The sequence below is a fragment of the Limosilactobacillus reuteri subsp. simiae genome (assembly GCF_020784875.1).
In the GTDB taxonomy this organism is placed as follows: Bacteria; Bacillota; Bacilli; order Lactobacillales; family Lactobacillaceae; genus Limosilactobacillus; species Limosilactobacillus reuteri_H.
The window spans coordinates 104,010-125,064 of record NZ_JAJGUI010000112.1 but is presented as its reverse complement, the minus strand read 5'-3'; the positions used below and the strand labels follow the sequence as shown (position 1 = coordinate 125,064).

The window sequence follows — 21,055 nt, the reverse complement described above, 5'->3', positions numbered from 1 at the left end:
ACCCTTTACTTCTTTTGAATTATTTGAATCTTACTTGGATCAATTTTGGGATCATCCATAATGATTTCATCAGCGTGATCAACGGTGATTTTACCACTAATTGGGTTCTTAATACTCATAATAGTACCTTTTAGCTCGGCATCAATATTAGTACATAATTCAAAGGCAAGGTCAGTTCGCAGAGCACGACAATTCTTCATCGTTAAGTGATCGACATAGCATAATCCCTGATCGCTTTCGATTGTGCAATTAATAAAAGTAATGTTCTTGGTATTCCAAGCAAGGTACTCACCACTGATCTTAGAATCATAAATTGTGACGTTCTCACAGTTCCAAAAAGCGTCTTTTGATACTAAGCGTGAGTTATGAACTTCAACATTTTTAGCTCCATCAAAAACATAATTTCCGACAAGATCAAGGTGGTCGACATAAATGTTTTCACTATTCATTCCTAAATAGTCACCAGTAGCATAGACATTTTTCATCTTAATATTTTTACAATTCCACATTGTTTCAGCAGCATCCGTAAAATGAACGTTATTAAGAACAATCCCATCACATCGCCGAAATTCTTTAGGTGCTTGAATTGTACTGTCAGTAATTTCAATATCGTTGGTATACCAAATTCCAGAACGTGACATTTCTTCAAAGATGGTATTGGTTACTTTAATATGATTGGAATACCAAAGGGGGTACTTCCATGTGAAGAGCACGCCATCGAGAGTTAAGTTAGCAGTTTCTTTTAATGGTGATTCACCCTTACCGAAAGTAGTGTTTACTAAATGAGCATCTTGGAGACCATAAAGTGGACGTTCACCATCGTAATAGGCTTCTTTAATTTCTTCCATCCTAATTACCTCACTATCCTTAATTAATTTTATAATAAGCCGAAAATAAAAAACGCGCCATAAAGACACGTTTTAAATTAATCTTTTAATCGCCCCATACTTTTTTAGCAACGTTGAATGCGGACCAAGCATTTGGCCAGCCAACGTAGAAAGCCAATTGAGTAATAATTTCCGCAATTTCATCTTTTGTAATGCCGTTGTTTTTAGCAGTTTGCATGTGGTAAGGGAGTTGTTCAAAGGCACCCTTTGTAATCAACGCTGTAACTGTTAGAAGACTGCGATCACGAAGGCTTAATTCCTTTTCCCGTGACCAAACCTGTCCGAATAATACATCATCATTTAATTCTGCAAATTTAGGAGCGAAATCACCAAGTTGGTCGCGACCAGCTGTTTGTTTCTTTGCCATGAAAATCTTCCTTTCTCAACTGTTATTTTTGATTACTTTTACTATAAGCCTAGAAAGAAGAAATTGAAAATACCTATATTAAGTAGGTAATAATGCAAAAAATGAATAGTTGGCAGTTTTTATTTTTGACTAATAAAATAAGGCAAGACAAAAACTTTTGAATAATAATAGTGCAATTAATGCATTTTTAGTAAGACATTAAAAAATATAATACTAGGAAGCAAAAATAAAAATTAAAATATGAAACACATGTTAGAGCTACTTTATTGACGCTATTTTCTTAATTCGCTATGGTTGATAAAGATAAGAAAAAGTGAGGATTATTATGAAAGCAGCGCAACTTACTAAATACAATAAAAAGACTCCACAAATACTAATTAGCAATGCTTCTTTGCCGCCGTTCGGACCTGATGATCTACTAATTGAAGTTAAAGCGGCCGGCGTGAATCCATTGGACAATTTAATAGCGCATGGTGATTTGAAATTAGTTACCCCATATAAATTGCCGCAAATACTGGGAAATGAATTCGTAGGACTTGTTCAACAAGCTGGTAAAAATGTTACTAAATTTAAGGTAGGTGACCGCGTATATGGGCGCAATCCAGTAAATAATATTGGTGCGTTTGCTGAAGAATTAGTAGTTAATCAATCTGCAGTTGCCCATGTACCAGAATACCTTACCGATCAAGAAGCGGCTAGTGTTCCTTTGACTGCTTTAACGGCAATTCAGGCTCTTGAATTGTTACAAGCACAGCCAGGACAAACACTATTTATTTCTGGTGGGACAGGGAGTTTCGGTGCCATGGCGATTCCAATTGCAGTGGCAAAAGGACTTAAAGTAATTACTAGCGGTAGCCCACAAAAACAGCAATATGTTGAACAACTTGGAGTAAGTAAATTTATTGATTACACCAAAGAAGATTACACAAAGGTTCTTTCAGGAATTGATTTAGTGATTGATACATTAGGGGGAACCGAGTTAATTAAGCAGATGGCGATTTTACGTCCTCATGGGAAACTCGTATCTTTACGTGGAATACCTAATAAGGAATTTGCTAAACGAATGAAAATGAGCAAGTTTAAACAAGGCCTTTTTAGTATTGCATCCCGTAGTATTGAAAAAGAAGCAGCCAAAAAGAAAATAGACTATCAATTTTTATTTGTTACAGCCAATGGTCAACAATTAGCAGATGCAAGCCAGGTCTTGGTTAAAAATCAAATTCACCCCGCAGTTGGAAAAATATTCTCATTGAATGAAGTTTCCCAAGCGATGGAAAAAGTTCAGCAAGGACATAATAAAGGTAAAATAATTATCGATATGAGTAAAAAGTAAATAAGAAATAAGACTAGGATAGCGAATCTTAGTCTTATTTCTTATCTTTATTTAAAAATTTCTAACCCATTCATTAAGCTAACCAGCTGTTGGGCGCTCCAGGGCATGTATTCAGCAATAGTGAGACCAACTAAATTAAATTCTTGGTTAAGTGCTTTTAAGAAGGTCCACGTTTCTGGTACGTTTGCTTGTCCCATTGCAGCATTTTCCGGAATATCAGTTAAATGTGGATTATTAAAGTAGGTTGCATAAAAATTATGGGGATTGAGAACATCAATATCGAAATGAATATAAAGGTGGGTAAAATTATTTTGTTTAATCCATTCTTTTACTTCATCAATTGAAAGCTTGTCATGGTGTTGGTACTCGAGATTATCGTTTTGAAGAAGTTGTTTTTCTATCGTAGTTGGTTCTTGAAGGCCAGCATAAAATATTTGATTAGGACGAAGAGGGTGCGCCACGAGATTATTAAAAACGGGGTCACCCTTTTTTAGCAGATTTCCAAGAACCATGGCATGTTCATTTTCAAAAATGTCAGGAGTTGAAATATCTGGATGCGCATCAACCCAAATTACACCTAAATCATCGTACTTACCATTTAGATAATCAATTGGGGCTTGTGAAACTAAACAGTTACCACCAAGAGCAATAATTCTAGCGGGAGATGCAGAATCAATTGCGTTTTTTGTTTTCAATAAAGTGTTTTTAATGAGGGGCTGCCCATTAACATTATTTTCTTGCGATAATTTTTTAGTAACATTTGGAACATCAATAGTGACTGTTTCTTGGTGGGGATTTTCAGGAGCAATTGCTGCTAATATTTTTGCGCCTAAAGCATAGATCGGATTGTTACCTGCTTGCCAATCTGGAACAACTAGCCGTAAAGTTTGTTTATTCATAATTTTGACATCCTTTCCTTTTTATTAACTTCATCTTAAACTCTATAGTAAGTATAGAGTCAAGGAGGAGAAAAATGTTATCGATAGGACAAATGGCGCAACTATGTCAGACAAGTGTCCAAACCTTACGACTATATGATAAAGAAGGGTTGATCAGGGCAGCCTATATTGATCCTCATACTCATTATCGTTATTACCGCACAGATCAGATCTTTTTATTTAACCTTATTAAGTATTTACAGAGTACCAATCTATCTTTGAAAGAAATAAAAGAAATGTTGCAAAATGATACAGTAGGTTTAACTACTTTTTGGAATCAACAAGAAAAAATAATTCAAGAGCAAATTAAACAAGAACAACAAAAATTAGAACTCGCGAAGTTTCAACAAAGACAATTAGATGCGATTGAAATAATGAAGGATCACTTAGGAAAGGGACCTTATGTTAAGAAAATTAATAAAAAAATTGCCGTTATTCCCGCCAAGGAAAAGATCACACCAAAAAGTCTTCCGGATAAAGAAGTTGCGCAATTAGACCAATTACTAATGAAAGCAGGTCAAACGCCCAATCTGGAATATGGTTTTAGTTTTAAAGCTACTCACTATCAAACTCTTGAGGATATTTGCTACCAGAGTATTTTTAAAGAACTTATTTTTCCAACTGAGGAAGGAACAGGGCTAGAAATCAAAGACGTAACTGGAAAATATTTGTGTATTAATTTTATGTGGTCGACTAGGGAATATCTTAATAATTTAGAAAAGTTATTGTCTTATCCTATTAAAGGCGAGTTTATTTACGAAGAATCCTACCCTTTAAATTATCTAACAACTGAATTAGTAGAGGGTAAAAATTATATTGCGGAGTTGAGAGTATTGCTAGATAACTAGTTCTCTTCTAATAAATTCAGTGGCGCAATCAATTGACTAGCCGTTAGAATTTGCGAAAAATGCTCCACACTTTCAGGATGCGGATTGTTTAGCCAAGCTTCAATCAAGCCAATTAACCCATCGACAATCATTACTAAAGCATAATGACGAGGAAGTTTATCAGTAAAGTGAGCATTATAGAGGTTAACATGTGTGTAGATTTTGTTGGTGCGCCAAGTAATGACCCGCAAGAATTTGAACCGTTAAATCAGAAGCCCGCTCACGTAATGCGGGCAGTTGCTGAAAAGAAGAATGCAAAAGCGATGGGCTTCATTGGCGGCATTTTGGGACCTAAGAAATTTACGACAGTGAAAAAGAAATTGATTAAATATCTCCAGTCAAGCTCTGTCCCATTAGCCTATGTAGAACCAACTTTAGTATATGGAGCGGGACGGAAAGATAAAATGACACGGAATGTTCCCTTACTTAAGTTCTTAGGAATCTTTTCAGCTAAGTTTAAACCTGTATTAGTGGGGGATGTTGTTGAAGAATTACAGCAAAAACTAATCAAATTCAGTTAGTATACATTTAGAGTATACTGATATGATAATCAAGTAATGTTAGTTTAGAAAATTTGGTGCTAATATTTAGACAATGATTAAAGCAAAGGAGACGAAAAATAATGTCTAAATACAATGTACCTACTTTCAAATTAAACGATGGTAATGAAATTCCAGTAATCGGCTTTGGAACTTTCCAAATCCCAGCTGACGGCACGACATACAATGCGGTTAAGGATGCCCTAGCTGCTGGTTACCGCCATATCGATACCGCGGCTGCTTACATGAACGAGCAAGAAGTTGGCAAAGCAATTAAGGATAGTGGTATTCCTCGCGACCAAATTTGGATTACTAGTAAGATGTGGCTTCAAGATTACAAATATGAAGACGCTAAGAAGGCCATTGAAACTTCCCTTAACAAATTAGGGCTTGATTACATTGATCTTTACCTCCTTCACCAACCATATGGGGCGGTTGACGAAGCGTGGAAGGCAGTTGAAGAAGCACAAAAGGCTGGTAAGCTTCGTTCAATCGGTGTTTCCAACATGACACCTAAACTTTGGAACAAGTTTGTTCCGAACTTTGATGTAACTCCTGCGGTAAACCAAGTTGAATTTAACCCTTACTTCCAACAAAAGGAATTACGGGAAATTCTTGCGAAGGATGATGTTCGCCTTGAAGCCTGGGCACCTCTTGGTCAAGGTAACGCTGACTTACTGCATGAACCAGTAATCACAGCAATTGCTGAAAAATACGGTAAGAATGCTGGTCAAGTAATTCTCCGCTTTGAAAATCAAGAAGGAATTGTTGTCTTTCCTAAGTCTGTTCACGAAGCACGAATTAAGAGTAATCTTGATATTTTTGACTTCGAATTAACGGATGAAGAAATGGATCAAATCCGTGCGCTTGATAAGGGTAAGGGAATGCATGATCCAGATGCGCCAGGTGTTGGTGAAATGTTATTAAATGCATATGACATCCATGCTAATGATTAATAAATACATTTAAAGCATAGACAATAATTAATTATAAGTATTTTTCATCATTGCTTTTTTACGTTAAAATTTATACAGCGTTTTAAGATAAAGGAGGCCCTCAATAATGGCAAAGACCCTTGTTTTATACTATTCCGCAACTAACACTACTAAGAAGATTGCAGAACAAGTTGCGCAAAAGCTAAATGCTGATATGGCAGAAATTCATCCGGCGCAACCATATACCGCTGCTGACCTTAATTGGCATGATGAAAACAGTCGGACAACGGTTGAACAACACGAGCATAATAGCCGTGTTGACATTAAGGATGATTTACCAGATATTACTAACTACGATAATATCGTTATTGGTCATCCAATTTGGTGGGCAATTCCGCCGCGGATGATTAGTACGGTGATTGATCATCTTGATTTAAACGGGAAGAATTTAGCATTATTTGCTACTTCTGGTGGAACAAGCTATGATCGCTCACAAAACTATGTTGAACGAACGGTTAATGAAAACGGCTATGATACTAAGGTCAACCAAGGGGCAATTTTAAATAACCCGCGTCAAATTGATGGTTGGATTGATTCACTTAATTTTAAATAAAGAGAAGCGCTGAGGCTGGAGAAATCTAGTTATTCAGCGCTTTTTTGATGATATAAAAGAAGACTTTGACTATTAATCTAAAATTTTATCCGATTAGTCAAATTAGTGGTGGTTCTTGTATTAAATATATGCAGTTTAAGGAATTTTTGGTAAAATGTAAGAGTTTTAAAACTAAATGGTCAATCGACGCAATTAGCTACGCTGGTTGACCATTTTTGTATATTTGAGGAGGATATTTATATTATGGAGATGTTGGTAACGTTATTTGATTTGGTGTTTTTTGTTGCGTTTATAGTCGCAATTGTCTATGGGGTTAGGTGGTTTAAAGGAAGAAAAGATAAAGAGAATGAATCACTTAAGAAAAATAAAAAATATTTTTGGATTAGTCTTATAGTAATGATTATTTCACTATTAATTGCTGGAATGGCACAGGGAAGTATTGATGAAGCTCAAGAACAACAAGCTACAGAACAACAGGAAAAGAACAAATCAAATTATAAGGACGATAAAGAAGATTTTATTGATCAATACGGCACACTTGGTTCTAAGGTTGAAGATCTTTCAAAGCAAGAAGGAAAAGAATGGAGTGATGCAATAGATAATTCTGATGATTTTGATGTAGAATCTGCCGTTGAGACTATCCAAAGTAATCATACCGACGAGATTGATGAAATTGATAGTAAAGTTAATGACCTGCATGACCTAGATCAAAAAATTCAGAAAAATGATTCTGTAAAGAAATCCGACAAGGAAACTATCCATAAATCGTACTTAGACTTAAAACATTTTGCTAATCATGCAACTAATATTAGTGGTAGTTACAATGATTTTACTGATGAGCATAATGACTTAGATCAAAAAACAGCAGACCATATGGAAGAACTTCAAGACCTATAGACAGCAGTAGTTTAATGGTATTTTAGAGTTTCAGTCATATAAGTTTGAGCGGCCTTATTCGTTTTAGGATAAGGTCGTTTGCTTTTTTTTGTAATGGTAAAACTCATTGCACTTCCTTTAAGTGGTTCAAGAAAACCTGCGCAACGTTAGATAATTGACGGTTTTTATTCCAAATGAGATTATTTTGATCTGTAATAGTAGGGGTTAAAGGACGAAAGACAAGATTAGTTCCAGCGATATTGATCAGATTTTCATAGGTTAATGCAAGGCACGCTCCTGTCTCGACTAATAAACGAGCATTAAAAATTAAATTGTACTGGCCAATGAAATTAAACTGATCAATCAATGAACCGGCCCAACTTCTAAAAACGTCTTGTTGTTTTGATTGAGCTGACGTAATAATAGGGACACCCTTTAGATCTTGCGGAGTAATCTTTTCCTTCTCTGCAAGCGGATGATCTTTTCGGACTAAGATTCCCCAGATATTCTTTTGTGGCAAACTAATGGAATGATAATTTAGGAGTTTTTCTGGTCCCATTATGATTCCAAAATCCAAGGTACCGTTATTTAAACGCTGGTAGATCAGGTCACTATCGCCACTTACTAAATTAATCTTGATATCTGGGTATTCTTTGAGCAGGTTACCAATTACAGTCATTACTGGTTGAATAGCTGTACTTTCTCCAGCACCGATATCTAATGTTCCGCTAATGATCTTTTGCGATTGCAGGTCTGTTTCAGTTTTGTCAACGAGACCAGTAATCTCTTGCGCCCGTTCATATAAATAGTAGCCTTCTTGGGTAAGTTTGATTTGCCGGTGTCCTCGTTCAAACAAAGTGATCCCTAGTTCCTTTTCAAGATCCATTAATTGTCGTGATAGTGTCGGCTGAGAAATATGTAATCTTTTAGCTGCATTTGAAATGTTTCTTTCTTGAACTACTTCGATAAAATACCTCAGTACACGAACTTCCATTTTGATCACCCCGATATGCTTTTTAACTATAGTATGTTATTAAATATAAGTATTTAACATTATTATAAAAACTCGATAAGATATAAACAATAATTTCAGGCAAAAGAGGGATGAAAATGAAAGAGATTAAAAAAGAAGAACTTGCGACAATCACGGCCACGGCCTTAAAAAATCAAGACTTGCTTCAACAATTGAATAGTCGACCGGCATCGCAAAGAGAAATTCGCCACATCCTCAATGATGTAACTGGTCAAAAAATAGATGACTCTGTTGAAATTCGCTTGCCGATCCGTAGCGATTACGGAGCTAACTTGAGAATTGGGAAACAAGTATTTATTAACAGTGGTGCGATGTTTACTGATCTCGGCGGAATTGAATTGGAAGATAAAGTTCTAGTCGGACCTAATGTAACAATTATTTCGGTAAATCATCCCCTTGATCCAGAAAAGCGCCACGGTGTTGAATTGAAAGCAGTCCTTATTAAGGAAAATGCCTGGCTTGGTGCAAACGCTACAATCTTACCAGGTGTTACAGTTGGAGAGAATGCTGTTGTTGCAGCGGGAGCAGTTGTTAGTAAAGATGTTCCTGCCAATACTGTTGTTGCAGGCGTTCCTGCTAAAGTAATTAAAAAAATCGGAGGAGAATAATATGTCATTTGGATACATTACACCATTATCAGAAAACGTAGAACGGCAAAGTATTAATTTTAAAAATCGTTATGGCTTAGAATTAGCCGGTGACCTTTATTACGCTAAAGGTTTAGATATTAAAGAAAAGCACCCTGCTCTAATTATTGGTGCGCCATATGGTGGGGTGAAAGAACAAGGACCAGCCGTGTATGGTAATGAACTTGCTCAGCGTGGCTTTGTTGTATTAACTTTTGATCAAGCCAATATGGGGGATTCTGCTGGCGAGCCACGACGCGTTTCCTCCCCAGGTTTATTTGCAGAATCATTTAGTGCAGCGGTTGACTTTCTTGGCGTTGACGTTCCGTTTGTTGATCGTAACAAAATTGGGGTTATTGGAATTTGTGGTTCTGGTGGCTTTGCACTAGCAGCTGCTGCGGTAGATCCGCGGATTAAAGCCGTTGCTACCGCATCAATGTATGATATTACTGATGTTCGTGGGATGATGAACCTAAGCGATGAAGAGTTAAATAAAATGAAAGAAGAGTTAGCTAACCAACGCTGGGAAGATTATGCAAGCGGGATTCCTGAATATAAGCCAAGTTTCCCAACTAAACCTTACCCGAATGTTGATGCATTGCCAGAAACCGATCCGATTACTAATGAATGGAATCGATTCTATGCTGTTCCTCGTGGTTTTCATGCTCATGCTCGCGGAAATTTCACTACTACTTCCAACCTAGCCATGATGCAATTTCCGGCGTTAGCTTATATTGACGAGATTTCCCCACGGCCAATTCTTTTTATTTTTGGTGATCATGCTCATTCACGTGCTTTCTCTGAACGAGCTTATAAGCTAGCAAAAGAACCTAAAGAGATGTATGTTGTAGATGATTGTGAACATATTGACCTTTATGATCGAGTTGATAAAATACCATTTAATAAGATTAAACAATTCTTTGATGAAGCTTTTGTAAAGGAAGATTAGATGAAAAAGTATTCTCAATTATTATTAGGCTTTGCTGTTATTTTAATTGGCCTATTAGGAATAAGTTCACGAGCACATGCTTTAACCCATTATGTTCAATCATCAACACCGACGATTTTTGTTCATGGGTGGGGTAGTAGTTCTCATGCTGAAGAAAAGATGGCCAATGCTGCCCGTGATGCCGGTGTTACGAAGACAATTGTGCGGGCAAACGTTGACAGAAAAGGGAAAGTAACATTTAACCATCAAATTCCAGCAAATGCCGTTAATCCGATTGTGGAAGTTAACCTTGAAGATAATAAATTAAGTGCATATCAAGATGATTACACGCAAGGTTATCATCATGGCGGTGAATATGTAAAAAATGTGGTATTAGCTTTAGAAAAACAACACCATTATAAGCAAATTAACCTTGTGGGCCATTCAATGGGAAACTTGGAAATTATCAATTATATTAATGACAATGTAAATGATAAAAGCCTTCCGCAAGTAGCCCACTTAGTAGCGATTGCTGGTCACTATAATGGACTGGTAGGCCAAAGTAATGTTCAAAATGCGAAAGTAAACTCCAAGACAGGCGAACCAGATAAAATGGATTCTTCTTACCGTGAATTACTTGGCTTACGGCAGAGCTTTCCCAGAAATACAGCCGTGTTAAATATTTACGGGGATGTTGGGGATGGCAGTCATTCGGACGAAGATGTACCGGTAAATTCTGCTAAATCATTAAAGTATTTAGTCAGTGATCGTGCAAAATCATACCGCGAAGTTGAAATTCATGGAAAGAATGCCCAACACAGTAAGCTCCACAATAACAGCCAAGTAAACCGTGAATTAATTAAGTTTTTATGGGAAAAATAGAATGAACTACACACCGACTAAAGGCGGCGGTTTCTGGGAACGCGAAGTAGTATTTAGGCTGTTACATTGGTATTCCAAATACCTAACTTACAGAACTTCGTTCTTTTACCACGGCTAGTCCCTAGCCAACGGCTTTTAACCCTTTATGCAGAATATTAACTGCCGCATTAATATCCCGATCGTGATGGGCCCCACACTTTGGACACGTCCATTCACGAATTGTGAGCGGTTTGGACCCACTATGGTAGTTACAATGACTACAGATTTGACTAGTATAGTTGGGCTTGACAGTAATGAGCTGTTTACCATACCAGTCACACTTGTATCCCAGCATGGTACGGAATTGATGCCAACTAGCGTTGGCAATGGCCGCGGCAAGATGATGATTCTTTTGCAGATTCTTGACTTTCAAATCTTCAATGACAATCACATCGTATTGCGTGACCAATGCCATCGTCAGCTTATGCAGGTAATCACGCCGCTGATCAGCGACTCGTCGTTGATAGCGAGCTTTCTGAATCCGGGCCCGTTGCCAGTTCTGGTAGTCATTCAGTTCCTCTTTGACGTCCTGATGGTTATGGTTCCATTGACGGACACTCACCGTGGCTTGATGACAGCGGCGACTATACTTAGACTGCCAATGTTGCGCCTGTTGAGTTAACCAGGCAGCGTCAAATTTAGCATACTTATGGCCGTCACTAGTAATGGCTAAATTAGTTATGCCGACGTCAATGCCGACCTGTTGACTAGTCTTCGGTAGTGGCTGCACTGTGGTCTCAACCTGTAGTGACAGGTAATAACGACCCGATGGATCGTAACTAACCGTATAGCGTTTGATCTTACAATGAGTTAACTGGCGAGTTTTGCTGGTTTTAATATAGCCAATTTTGGGTAATTTCAAATAGCGGCTCGCCACTATTTGAATTTTGCTTTTACCAGTATAGGACTGCTTAGCAGACCGTCTGGATTTAAAGCGTGGGTAACCACCCAGATGCTTAAATAACCTTTGAAAGGCCTGATATAAGTTATGGTTAACAACTTGGAGACTGGTAGAATCACTACGTTTTAGAAATGGATATTCCTGCTTCAAAGGTTTCAACAATGCATCCATGCCATATTGATCAACAAACTGGCTACTAGGATTGTTTTGATAACGTTGTTTTGCCATATCAAGCATCTGGTTCCAAACAAAGCGGTCATTGCCAAACATTTGACATAGTTGAGTTTGTTGTTGCTTGTTGGGGTACAAGCGAAGCTTGATCCCTTTCAAAACTGTGGTCATATTTTCACATGACTTTATGCTTTAATTTTACTAAATTTGCAGGGGCGAAAACTAGATTTTATAGACTTTTTAGTAAGAAAAAGCAGCCTCATGGCTGCTATGGAAGGCAGAAATTCCATGACTAAAGTCACAGGATTTCTGCCTATAATTTTCAGTAAAAAGGAATGGAAAAATTTTCATTTCTTTTTTTATTTGACATTGTGTCGATAACGACATAAAATAAAAATGCATAGAGAAGAGAATTGAAAGGATGATCAAAATGACCGAAAAAACGTTTAAGACCCTTGATGATTTTCTTGGGACCCACTTTATTTATACTTACGATAATGGTTGGGAATATGAATGGTATGCTAAGAATGACCATACTGTTGATTACCGGATTCACGGTGGGATGGTAGCAGGCCGTTGGGTAAAAGACCAAGAAGCAAATATCGTAATGTTGACAGAAGGTATTTATAAAGTTGCTTGGACTGAACCGACGGGGACTGATGTAGCACTTGACTTTGTTCCAAATGAAAAGAAACTTAATGGAACAATCTTTTTCCCAGCGTGGGTAAAGCAACATCCTGAAATTACGGTAACTTTCCAAAATGAGCATATTGATCGGATGCATGAAGCACGGGAAAAATATGATACATATCCTAAGTTAGTCGTTCCAGAGTTTGCCCACATTACCTATATGGGAGATGCTGGTCAAAACAATGAGGATGTAATTTCTGAAGCACCATATGATGGGATTACGGATGATATTCGTGAAGGACGTTACTTTGATGGAAATTACCACCGGATCAATAAATAATTAGTATAATAAAGGAAGAATTAACAGTTGGAGGGCTTTACAATGCCAAAAAAACGAATTCTTCCTTTTATTATTTTAGGAATTATTAATAACCGTCCGCACATTACCGGGCGCGAGATTACTGCTGAATTTGAAACTGAAATTGGCGATTTTTGGCGCGCATCGCATAGTCAAATTTATCCAGAATTAAAAAGAATGGTGAATGATGGTTGGATCGCTGCTTCAACTAGTCAAGAAAATGCAAAGGAACGATATTATCAAATAACGTCAGAAGGGCAAGAAGTTTTGAATAATTGGCTTGACCAATTAGTGGCAGACCTTCCCATCCACGAAGATCTATTCTCGTTAAAATTATTTTTTATTAAGGATAAGAATGATAAACGAATTCCTCAAATGATTAATCGGCAACTTTTGCTATTAGAAAAAGAGTTAAAATATCTTCAACAACGATTAAAGCAAGTTTTTCCTAATAAGACTGCTATTAAAACCAATTATGGACACTATTTAATTCTGACACGAGCTATTTCGCGAACAAAAGGACAGATAGCATGGCTGAAAGAGATCGGGGAGTAGGAATGAAAAACGTATTAATTATTGGTGCAACAGGAACGTTAGGCAGTGCAGTTCGGCAGAAATTACTAAAAGAGTCTAATCACCATCTTACATTATTTGCCCGTTCTGCTGACCAGCTTGACCCAAATCCACAAGAGCAAATTATTGCGGGGAACGTCATGAACGATGCTGATCTAGATAGCGCGGTTAAGAACCAGGATGCAATTTTTGTCGCATTGAGCGGGCCTTTAGGAGTATATGCAGAAAAGATTATCGCAGCGATGAAACGCCAAAAAGTAGACCGTTTAATTTTCATTACTTCAATGGGAATCTATAATGAAATTCCTAATTTCATTGGTGTTGGTGGTAATTTAGAATATAATCCGGTATTGCGGCCGTATCGTGATGCGGCAGATGAAATCGAAGCAACTGACCTGGATTATACGATTATTCGTCCTGGTAAATTTATGCGTGGTCCGGTTGACTATGAGATTACACACAAGGGAGAACCTTTTGGCGGAAAGTATGTAACAATTAGTTCGATCGCTGATTTAGTTTTAAAATTGATAGCTAATGAACACCTTTATTGTCAGGAGAGTGTCGGTATTAATACGCCTGCCTAATCATTAAACTGTTTTAAAGATATTAGAAATGGCTAGTAATTTCCCTTCATTTTTCTTATCATTAACATAAATTTAATTTGCCTTAAAAGGAGTAAAAAAGTGCGCTCAAATAAGTTAACAAAAATCATTATTACTTCTACTCTCGCACTATCTTTATTAGCAGTGCCAGTTAGCCAGGCCACAGTTTTGGCGGCTGAGATAACTAGTGAAAGTACGAGCAGCAGTTCAACTACCCAGACCCATACGTTAAATAAATCATATGTTGTATATGGAGCAGGGGCTGCCGAGAAGAATGAATTAAATAATGTGCTAGCAGTCGATGATAACTTTACAACGTTAACCGCTACTGCCAGTGATTATCAGAAGTATATTAATCCAAATGGTTCGACAACTAATGCTGCCATGGTTAGTTCGGTAGCAATTGTCCCCACCGATCCAGGTTCAGGGATTAAAGTTAATGTAAAAAAGTTTAATGGTGAGGATAATATTACGAAAGTCACTGCCCAACAGTACGCTATGGTTGCGCAAATGGCGGGGGTTACGGATGTTACTATTACCGTTAGCGCTAACCGGGCTGTTTCTGGAGAGTCAGCTTTAACCGGAGTCTATAAAGCAATTGCGGCAGATGGAGTTAGTTTAAATGAGCAAAATACTCAATCTGCTAACCAAATGTTGACCGCAACAAATGGGGCAATTGAAGCTAATAAGGATGATAGTAAATATCCTGGTAAGTTGATGGCTGCGGTTGGTGATACCACTAAAGAAATTAACCAACAAAAGAAACAAGGAACTACCCCAACGCAAAATCAAATTCAAGTAATCTTTAATCAGAAACTTGAAGAGCGAAACATTTACAATGAAACAAAGAATCATGAACAACCAATTATTAATGCGCTTGTTCAATTTAATAATGCTCCAATTAGTTCAAGTAAAGACTATAGCTCGCACGTAACTGATACAATTAATAATGTAAAGAACTCATCAGGAGATATGATGAATAAGGCGAAAAAATTCTTAAATTCTCAAGATGGTCAGGCAGTTAAGCAACAAGCTCAGTCTTGGTGGACCCGATTTGTTAACTGGATCCGTAGTTGGTTTTAATTGACGTAAAAAATAAGAGGGAGCGAGACAGAAGTCACTTGTGACTTCGTTTTCGAGCCCCCGCAAGCAACAATAGGCCTCTAACGTTCGGTTTTGCCGGACGTTAGAGGCCATTGTTGTACTGCGTATTTGCTTTTTATGAAAGTAACTTAACTTATGTCACAGTCCTCTTATTCGTTTAGTCTAAAGTTACTTCACCAGCAACATCGGTATTGAAGAAGTCTGCAATTTCTTTAACATCCATCCCTTGACCAAGACCCCACATTAATTTAGTGATAGCACTTTCGGAAGTCATGTCGCGGGCGCTGATTGCTCCTTCTAGTAGTGCAAGTCGTCCGACCTCGTATTTTGTCAAGTCGCTTCGTTCGTAAAGACACTGACTGGAAGTAATAATTGGAATGCCGTTTCGAATTAATTCACCAACCGCAGCGACCATATTTCGCCGAATCGAGGTCATTCCTCCGAGACCATACGCTTCAATCACAATTCCATGACAGCCATTCTTAGCCATTGCATGGAGCAAGGCAGGATCAAATCCGGGGAAGAGCTTTACCAGTGAAACATGAGTATCGATCTTAGTATTTAATTGACTTTTACCAGGTTGGGGATGCCGGTGATCCCTAATTGAAAAGCCGTCTGAAGTAACTTCTCCTACTGGTGGGACATTCACACTTTCGAAAGCATCGAAGGCGGTTGTCCGCACTTTAACACTCCGACAACCACGCATTACTTTACGATTAAAAGCAATATAGACTCCTGGCTCGCAGTTAGCAGCGGCTGCAAAGGCAAGTCGTAAGTTATCAGGGGCATCACTAAGAATCACATTCATAGGAACTTGGCTTCCAGTTAGCACAACCGGAATATTTATATGTTGAAGCATGAAAGTCAGCATCGAAGCAGTATAAGCCATCGTATCTGTCCCATGTGAAACGACGATTCCATCATATTCGTTACGATGGTCATAGATCGCTTCGGCAATAATTTTCCATTCTTCTGGTTGAATATTGGATGAATCTAATTCGAGAATATCACGAACGGTAATGTCATATTCCAGCCGACCAAGCATTTTGATTAATTCCTCGCCAGATTCGCCTGGAGCTAGTCCTTCATCAGAGACAACCGAGGCAATAGTTCCACCGGTTGAAAGGAGTAATAATTTTTTCGTCATTTTTAGTCACCATGATTCATTTTTTATTAATATTTTAAATAGGGATTTTCAGCGAAACAAGTTAAACGCCTATAATTTAACTTAAATTAGGCCAATTTTGATTAATTTCATTAAGTAGGGGCGTTAAAGAATTTTTTTGTTTCTTAAGGTAGTTAGCATAAAACGTCATTGTCGCAGCTTCATCGGTAATTGGGAGTCTGACTCGATCGTCCTTTGAAGTACGTTGTCGTGGATTAGCTGTTGTTATATTAGTGCTAAAGTATGGGAAACTGGAATATTTGGTGATTTCAGTAAGTGCGGCCCATTCTTCTTGATATAAAAATTTAGCATTTGGAATATATTTTTGGATAATTTCTTTCCATGGTCCGATATCGTTCAAAACGACAAAGCTTAATCCGGCTAGGTCCTTAAAAGAAACCTGTTGGGAATTAGCAAGGTACATAAATTTATCAAGATTAACATAGAGATTTTCAGCACCTAAATAACGTGATTCAATTTGATCAGTTTGAATCTCTTGGTCGCTGATAATTATTGAATTTTCATTATTTAAAAGTGAAGCGGTGATTTGGTCAGGAGTAATAAACTGCTCGTCAATCGAAATTTGTGTAGAGAAAGATGCACTTTTTACACGAAGCAGAATTAATGGGCCCGGAGCAATTGATGCAATTTTAATTATTGATTGTCGAGCAGCATAATTTTGAAGTTGTTGAACAAAATTACGGTTGACGGCGAGAACTTCAGTAGCTTTTTCAGCAGCTAATTTTCCAGTATCAGTGAGGACAATGCGGTTGGGTTGGCGGTCAAATAATTGAATTCCAAGCTCGTCTTCTAATTTTTGCATCCCCCGGGTAACGGTCGGTTGGGTAACGTTAAGTTTTTCAGCGGTTTTAGCAAGTGTTTTTTCACTGGCAAAGGTCACTAATTCTTCAAGCAAGTAATTGTCGATCATTGGACCACTCCTTAATAGTATGCGCTGATTGTATACTACCATGTAAAGGTAGTAATTTTCAATTTGTAAATTAGCAATTAATATATAGACAATGATTAATTACAGGAAGGAAGAATTATTATGACAAATGTACCAACAGTAAAATTAAATAACGGAGTAGAAATGCCAACCCTTGGATTTGGAGTATTCCAAGTTCCAGACTTAAGCCAAGCTGAACAAGCAGTTACCAATGCGCTTGAAGTAGGCTATCGTTTAATCGATACTGCTGCTGCTTACCAAAATGAAGAAGCAGTTGGAAAGGCAATTAAGAATAGTAGTGTAAACCGTGAAGATGTCTTTGTAACTTCTAAGTTATGGGTGTCTGATTTTAACTATAAGCGGGCTAAAGCGGGGATTGACGCTTCACTGCAAAAACTTGGCCTTGATTACATGGATCTTTACCTTCTCCACCAACCATATGGCGATACAATGGGTGCTTGGCGAGCATTACAAGAAGCACAGAAAGAAGGTAAGATTCGCGCAATCGGTGTATCGAACTTCTACGCTGATCAACTAAAGGATCTCGAATTAACAATGCCGGTTAAGCCAGCGGTCAACCAAATCGAAGTTAACCCTTGGTACCAGCAAGATCAAGAGGTTAAGTTTGCGCAAAGTGAAGATATTCGTGTTGAAGCATGGGCACCATTTGCGGAAGGTAAGCATGATATCTTTACCAACGAAACAATTGCGGAAATTGCTGCCAAGTATGGCAAGAGCAATGGTCAAGTAATTCTTCGCTGGCTTTTACAACGGGGCATTACTGTTATTCCAAAGTCAGTCCACAAGAACCGGATGGAAGAAAATATCGATGTCTTTGATTTTGAACTTTCCGATGATGATATGAAAAAAATGGCTAGTCTTAACAAGAACGAAAGCCAATTCTTTGACCACCGTGACCCGGTTACGATTGAACAGATCTTTGGCTCCAGCTTAAAGATGGTTCAAAATGACGAAAAATAAAAGTTTTGGGAAGGTTTATTAGAGGATGCTATAAGAAAAAACTTGGTGATTTTAACAGTCCCAAGTTTTTTATTTTTATCAGAACGCTTGGCCTTATTTTCATTTGTTTTGGAATTCTTTAATAGCACCGATACGAATTTTAAAGAAAAATTCTGCCATTTGTGATGGTGAGTAATTTTGATTTTTTCGCCAAAATTGAATTATTCCGATCAAAGCGGAAATACTGTAGTAAGAAAACATATCTGGATTCAATTTCTGGATACTAACTGGAATGTAAGGATGTGACTTTTCTTCTAAGTTGATTAAATAAGTCATTAATTTATTAGTAAATCCTAAGTTGGCATTTGGGCCCATAAGAACTTGCAAAAGGGGAAAATTATCTTGAAAGACCTTAAAGAAGCTTGTTAGGGCTCTTAAATTAGGATGGGGATGTAAAGACTGAGTAGTCAGCTGAAGATTAGTTATCATTTTTGCATGCGGAGTGTCTAGCTTATGAAGAAATTCTTGTTCTATACTCTCTAAAATGTCCCATTTATCATTGTAATGTCGATAGAGAGTGACACGATTGAGATTAGCTTTTTGAGCAACCTGGCTCATGGTGATATGGTTAATACTTTCCGTTTTTAAAAGTAATAGTAAGGCATCTTGAATTTTTTTCTCAGTTTTAGATTTTTTCATAAAAATGCAACACCTTGTAGCTTTTTGTAGTTCTAGTATAACACCCTCTTTTTTATAATGACGATATTATTAGAAAGAAGAGGAGATTGCTATGTTAAAACTATTAAAAAACAAATTTTTATGGTTGCCAATTATAGTAGCTTTATTTATCGGAGCCTACTTTTCAATTACTGCAATACCTTCAACTCATGTTAAAGTTAACGATTTGCCAATCGCTATTGTAAATGAAGATAGCGGAGCAACTGGAGAAAATTTGACAAAACAAATAACAAAAACAACTAGTTCTTCAAACTCTTCAGCAATGAGTATTAAATGGACAGTGTTTGACTCTGAAAAAAAGCTATTGAAAGATATGAATCGGGAAAAATATTATGGGGCAATTGTTATCCCTAAAGATTTTTCAGAAAAACTTCAAAGCTTAACAGCACCTAATGCACAAAAAGCAGAATTAAAGATTATTATTAATGAGGGGATGGGAACAGCTGTTACAACCCAAGTCAATACTGCATTGACGCAGATGACAACCCAATTAAATAATAAACTCAGCACTAACTTACTACAAAACGTAGCGAATAGGTCAACATCAATCCCATCAACAATGGCTTTGAATTTATCCAATCCATTAACCATAAAAAAAGAAAAGGTTAATAAAACTGGCGATTTGGCAAATGGTGGCGCACACTTCTTTCAATCGGTATGGCTTGGAAGCCTAGGAACGTCAATGCTTTTAGGATTTGCATTCTCAAAAATTCGATTTAAATCGCTTAAAGAAAAATTTTCAGCTTTGTTTGTTCAACTAATAGCTGCTGGTATATCAGCTTTAGTGATCGGTTATGGAGTTCCCGCATTACAATCTTGGATTTTGGATGTCAATATTCCTAACTTTACTGAACTGGGGCTATTTATGTCGCTATGTGCTTTTGCCTTCATTATCTTTATTAATGGGGTAGAATCATGGGTTGGGATAATTTCAATTCCAGTTTTTATGTTACTGCTATTCTTTGCAGCACCATTATTGACTGCAGTTCCTGAATCGTTAAATGGTTTTTATAGTACATTAGCTGATTGGCTCCCGATGTCTTACATGTATAGGGGAGTAAAAAGCATTATGTACTTTAACCATGGACCTGCAAACTCTGTAGTGATGGGACTAATCTATACGATAATTACAGGATTAATTCTAATAATTACTGCTCAATTTAAGAAGGATAATAAGAAAGAAGGTAGCAACTAATGAAACTATTTATTCTTGGAGCAACTGGACGAACGGGACAGGAATTAGTTCGGCAAGCGTTATCAGATGGACATGAAGTGGTAGCATATGTGCGTTCTCCTGAAAAATTAAATTCACAAGAAAATTTAACGATAATTCAAGGAACACTTGAGGAGACAACAAAGCTTCAGCAGGCAATGATGTCTTGCGATGCAGTATTAGTTGCCCTGGGAAATCCAATTAAGGATAGTTCCGCTGATTTATTTGCTAGTTTTATGCCGCGATTAATTAAGATAATGAGACTAGCTGCTGTATCACGGATTATTGTTTTATCAAGTTTGGGAACTGGTGAAACTATCAGAAATGTAACTTATCCATATAAAATCGGGGTTCAAACATTTTTGAAGGGGAATCAGGCTGATCATGAGAAAGGAGAACGCCATTTAATCGCCTCAAACTTAAACTGGACGTTAATTTATCCGAGTCCACTTTTCGATGGTCCTAAGACTGAACATCCGCTGGTTAGAAATGCAGCTTCCGGTTATAAAATGCCAGGAGCACCGCGTACGAATCGTGCAGATGTTGCAGCAGTAATGCTTAGCCAATTAAATCGAGAGGAAAGCTACCAGCAAAAATTACTTATGTGTTCAAAGCAGGAAAAATAGATGCCGAGAATATATATCGCAATGTCATTAAGTTAAGCTATTGACAAAAAGAATGAGGTTTCATTTACACAATTTGTGTAGATGAAGCCTCATTCTTTGCTTTAAACTTGATCTGTTTTTTAAATTAAATAGAGGAAAGCCAATCCCTTTCATCTAACAGTCCTCAACTTATAGTAAGGAGC

At 37.4% G+C, this 21,055-nt stretch carries 24 protein-coding genes; 16 read left to right on the top strand and 8 right to left on the bottom strand.

Going from position 1 to position 21,055, the window contains the following annotated elements; all coding sequences use genetic code 11:
• Positions 1-5: 5 nt before the first annotated feature.
• A complete protein-coding gene (locus LMC10_RS08700) occupies positions 6-848 on the bottom strand; it encodes a DUF3737 family protein (protein WP_229269569.1) in 843 nt (280 codons plus the stop codon).
• Between the two features lie 85 nt (positions 849-933).
• Positions 934-1,254, bottom strand: coding sequence for a carboxymuconolactone decarboxylase family protein (locus LMC10_RS08695; RefSeq protein ID WP_229269568.1), 321 nt, complete (start codon positions 1,252-1,254; stop codon positions 934-936).
• Positions 1,255-1,579: 325 nt separating this feature from the next.
• Between LMC10_RS08695 and LMC10_RS08690 the strand changes: the two genes are divergently transcribed.
• Positions 1,580-2,587, top strand: coding sequence for an NADP-dependent oxidoreductase (locus LMC10_RS08690; protein ID WP_229269566.1), 1,008 nt, complete (start codon positions 1,580-1,582; stop codon positions 2,585-2,587).
• A gap of 47 nt (positions 2,588-2,634) precedes the next feature.
• Here the strand turns inward: LMC10_RS08690 and LMC10_RS08685 are convergent, their stop codons facing one another.
• Positions 2,635-3,486, bottom strand: coding sequence for an arginase family protein (locus LMC10_RS08685; RefSeq protein ID WP_229269564.1), 852 nt, complete (start codon positions 3,484-3,486; stop codon positions 2,635-2,637).
• A 74-nt stretch (positions 3,487-3,560) separates the two neighbouring features.
• Between LMC10_RS08685 and LMC10_RS08680 the strand changes: the two genes are divergently transcribed.
• The 5 genes from LMC10_RS08680 to LMC10_RS08660 all read left to right on the top strand — a co-directional run bounded on the left by LMC10_RS08680 (position 3,561) and on the right by LMC10_RS08660 (position 7,396).
• Positions 3,561-4,373, top strand: a complete 813-nt coding sequence (locus LMC10_RS08680; RefSeq protein WP_229269562.1) for a MerR family transcriptional regulator — start codon at positions 3,561-3,563, stop codon at positions 4,371-4,373.
• A gap of 167 nt (positions 4,374-4,540) precedes the next feature.
• Positions 4,541-4,933 (top strand): NAD(P)-dependent oxidoreductase, encoded by a 393-nt coding sequence (locus tag LMC10_RS08675; RefSeq protein ID WP_229269560.1) that lies wholly within the window; start codon positions 4,541-4,543, stop codon positions 4,931-4,933.
• Between the two features lie 101 nt (positions 4,934-5,034).
• The gene (locus tag LMC10_RS08670) at positions 5,035-5,907 is read left to right on the top strand and encodes an aldo/keto reductase (RefSeq protein ID WP_229269558.1); all 873 of its coding nucleotides are present in this window, start codon (positions 5,035-5,037) and stop codon (positions 5,905-5,907) included.
• Between the two features lie 106 nt (positions 5,908-6,013).
• Complete coding sequence (locus LMC10_RS08665; RefSeq protein WP_229269556.1) at positions 6,014-6,499, top strand: flavodoxin; 486 nt, start codon at positions 6,014-6,016, stop codon at positions 6,497-6,499.
• Positions 6,500-6,742: 243 nt separating this feature from the next.
• On the top strand, positions 6,743-7,396 hold the full coding sequence (locus LMC10_RS08660; RefSeq protein ID WP_228341177.1) for a hypothetical protein: 654 nt from the start codon (positions 6,743-6,745) through the stop codon (positions 7,394-7,396).
• A 103-nt stretch (positions 7,397-7,499) separates the two neighbouring features.
• On the opposite strand, the gene LMC10_RS08655 is transcribed toward LMC10_RS08660, so the two are convergent.
• Positions 7,500-8,369, bottom strand: coding sequence for a LysR family transcriptional regulator (locus tag LMC10_RS08655; protein ID WP_229269554.1), 870 nt, complete (start codon positions 8,367-8,369; stop codon positions 7,500-7,502).
• 116 nt (positions 8,370-8,485) lie between these two features.
• Between LMC10_RS08655 and LMC10_RS08650 the strand changes: the two genes are divergently transcribed.
• Genes LMC10_RS08650 through LMC10_RS08640 form a run of 3 tightly spaced genes read left to right on the top strand, consistent with a single transcriptional unit; the run spans position 8,486 to position 10,844 of the window.
• Positions 8,486-9,016, top strand: coding sequence for a DapH/DapD/GlmU-related protein (locus tag LMC10_RS08650; protein ID WP_229269553.1), 531 nt, complete (start codon positions 8,486-8,488; stop codon positions 9,014-9,016).
• A gap of 1 nt (position 9,017) precedes the next feature.
• Positions 9,018-9,983 (top strand): alpha/beta hydrolase, encoded by a 966-nt coding sequence (locus LMC10_RS08645; RefSeq protein WP_229269551.1) that lies wholly within the window; start codon positions 9,018-9,020, stop codon positions 9,981-9,983.
• Positions 9,984-10,844 carry an alpha/beta hydrolase gene (locus LMC10_RS08640; protein WP_229269549.1) on the top strand — a complete coding sequence of 287 codons (861 nt, stop codon included), beginning with the start codon at positions 9,984-9,986 and terminating at the stop codon, positions 10,842-10,844.
• A 121-nt stretch (positions 10,845-10,965) separates the two neighbouring features.
• Here the strand turns inward: LMC10_RS08640 and LMC10_RS08635 are convergent, their stop codons facing one another.
• Complete coding sequence (locus LMC10_RS08635) at positions 10,966-12,126, bottom strand: RNA-guided endonuclease TnpB family protein (protein WP_229269547.1); 1,161 nt, start codon at positions 12,124-12,126, stop codon at positions 10,966-10,968.
• A 259-nt stretch (positions 12,127-12,385) separates the two neighbouring features.
• Between LMC10_RS08635 and LMC10_RS08630 the strand changes: the two genes are divergently transcribed.
• The 4 genes from LMC10_RS08630 to LMC10_RS08615 all read left to right on the top strand — a co-directional run bounded on the left by LMC10_RS08630 (position 12,386) and on the right by LMC10_RS08615 (position 15,201).
• A complete protein-coding gene (locus LMC10_RS08630; RefSeq protein ID WP_228341172.1) occupies positions 12,386-12,925 on the top strand; it encodes a phenolic acid decarboxylase in 540 nt (179 codons plus the stop codon).
• A gap of 42 nt (positions 12,926-12,967) precedes the next feature.
• Complete coding sequence (locus LMC10_RS08625) at positions 12,968-13,498, top strand: PadR family transcriptional regulator (RefSeq protein WP_229269546.1); 531 nt, start codon at positions 12,968-12,970, stop codon at positions 13,496-13,498.
• Between the two features lie 2 nt (positions 13,499-13,500).
• Positions 13,501-14,100, top strand: a complete 600-nt coding sequence (locus LMC10_RS08620; RefSeq protein WP_229269676.1) for an NAD(P)H-binding protein — start codon at positions 13,501-13,503, stop codon at positions 14,098-14,100.
• 99 nt (positions 14,101-14,199) lie between these two features.
• The gene (locus LMC10_RS08615; protein ID WP_229269544.1) at positions 14,200-15,201 is read left to right on the top strand and encodes a DUF1002 domain-containing protein; all 1,002 of its coding nucleotides are present in this window, start codon (positions 14,200-14,202) and stop codon (positions 15,199-15,201) included.
• A 178-nt stretch (positions 15,202-15,379) separates the two neighbouring features.
• Here LMC10_RS08615 and LMC10_RS08610 read toward each other — a convergent pair whose 3' ends face one another.
• Together LMC10_RS08610 and LMC10_RS08605 are read right to left on the bottom strand one after the other, a co-directional pair.
• Positions 15,380-16,369, bottom strand: coding sequence for an asparaginase (locus LMC10_RS08610; protein ID WP_003675421.1), 990 nt, complete (start codon positions 16,367-16,369; stop codon positions 15,380-15,382).
• A 76-nt stretch (positions 16,370-16,445) separates the two neighbouring features.
• Positions 16,446-17,318, bottom strand: coding sequence for a LysR family transcriptional regulator (locus LMC10_RS08605; protein WP_229269542.1), 873 nt, complete (start codon positions 17,316-17,318; stop codon positions 16,446-16,448).
• A gap of 120 nt (positions 17,319-17,438) precedes the next feature.
• On the opposite strand from LMC10_RS08605, the gene LMC10_RS08600 reads away from it, so the two are divergent.
• A complete protein-coding gene (locus LMC10_RS08600; RefSeq protein ID WP_229269541.1) occupies positions 17,439-18,317 on the top strand; it encodes an aldo/keto reductase in 879 nt (292 codons plus the stop codon).
• 99 nt (positions 18,318-18,416) lie between these two features.
• Here LMC10_RS08600 and LMC10_RS08595 read toward each other — a convergent pair whose 3' ends face one another.
• A complete protein-coding gene (locus tag LMC10_RS08595) occupies positions 18,417-18,995 on the bottom strand; it encodes a TetR/AcrR family transcriptional regulator (RefSeq protein ID WP_153703580.1) in 579 nt (192 codons plus the stop codon).
• 91 nt (positions 18,996-19,086) lie between these two features.
• Between LMC10_RS08595 and LMC10_RS08590 the strand changes: the two genes are divergently transcribed.
• Together LMC10_RS08590 and LMC10_RS08585 are read left to right on the top strand one after the other, a co-directional pair.
• On the top strand, positions 19,087-20,229 hold the full coding sequence (locus tag LMC10_RS08590) for a DUF3533 domain-containing protein (protein ID WP_229269540.1): 1,143 nt from the start codon (positions 19,087-19,089) through the stop codon (positions 20,227-20,229).
• Complete coding sequence (locus LMC10_RS08585; protein WP_229269539.1) at positions 20,229-20,873, top strand: NAD(P)-dependent oxidoreductase; 645 nt, start codon at positions 20,229-20,231, stop codon at positions 20,871-20,873. Before LMC10_RS08590 ends, LMC10_RS08585 begins: the two co-directional genes overlap by 1 nt.
• Positions 20,874-21,055 lie beyond the last annotated feature (182 nt).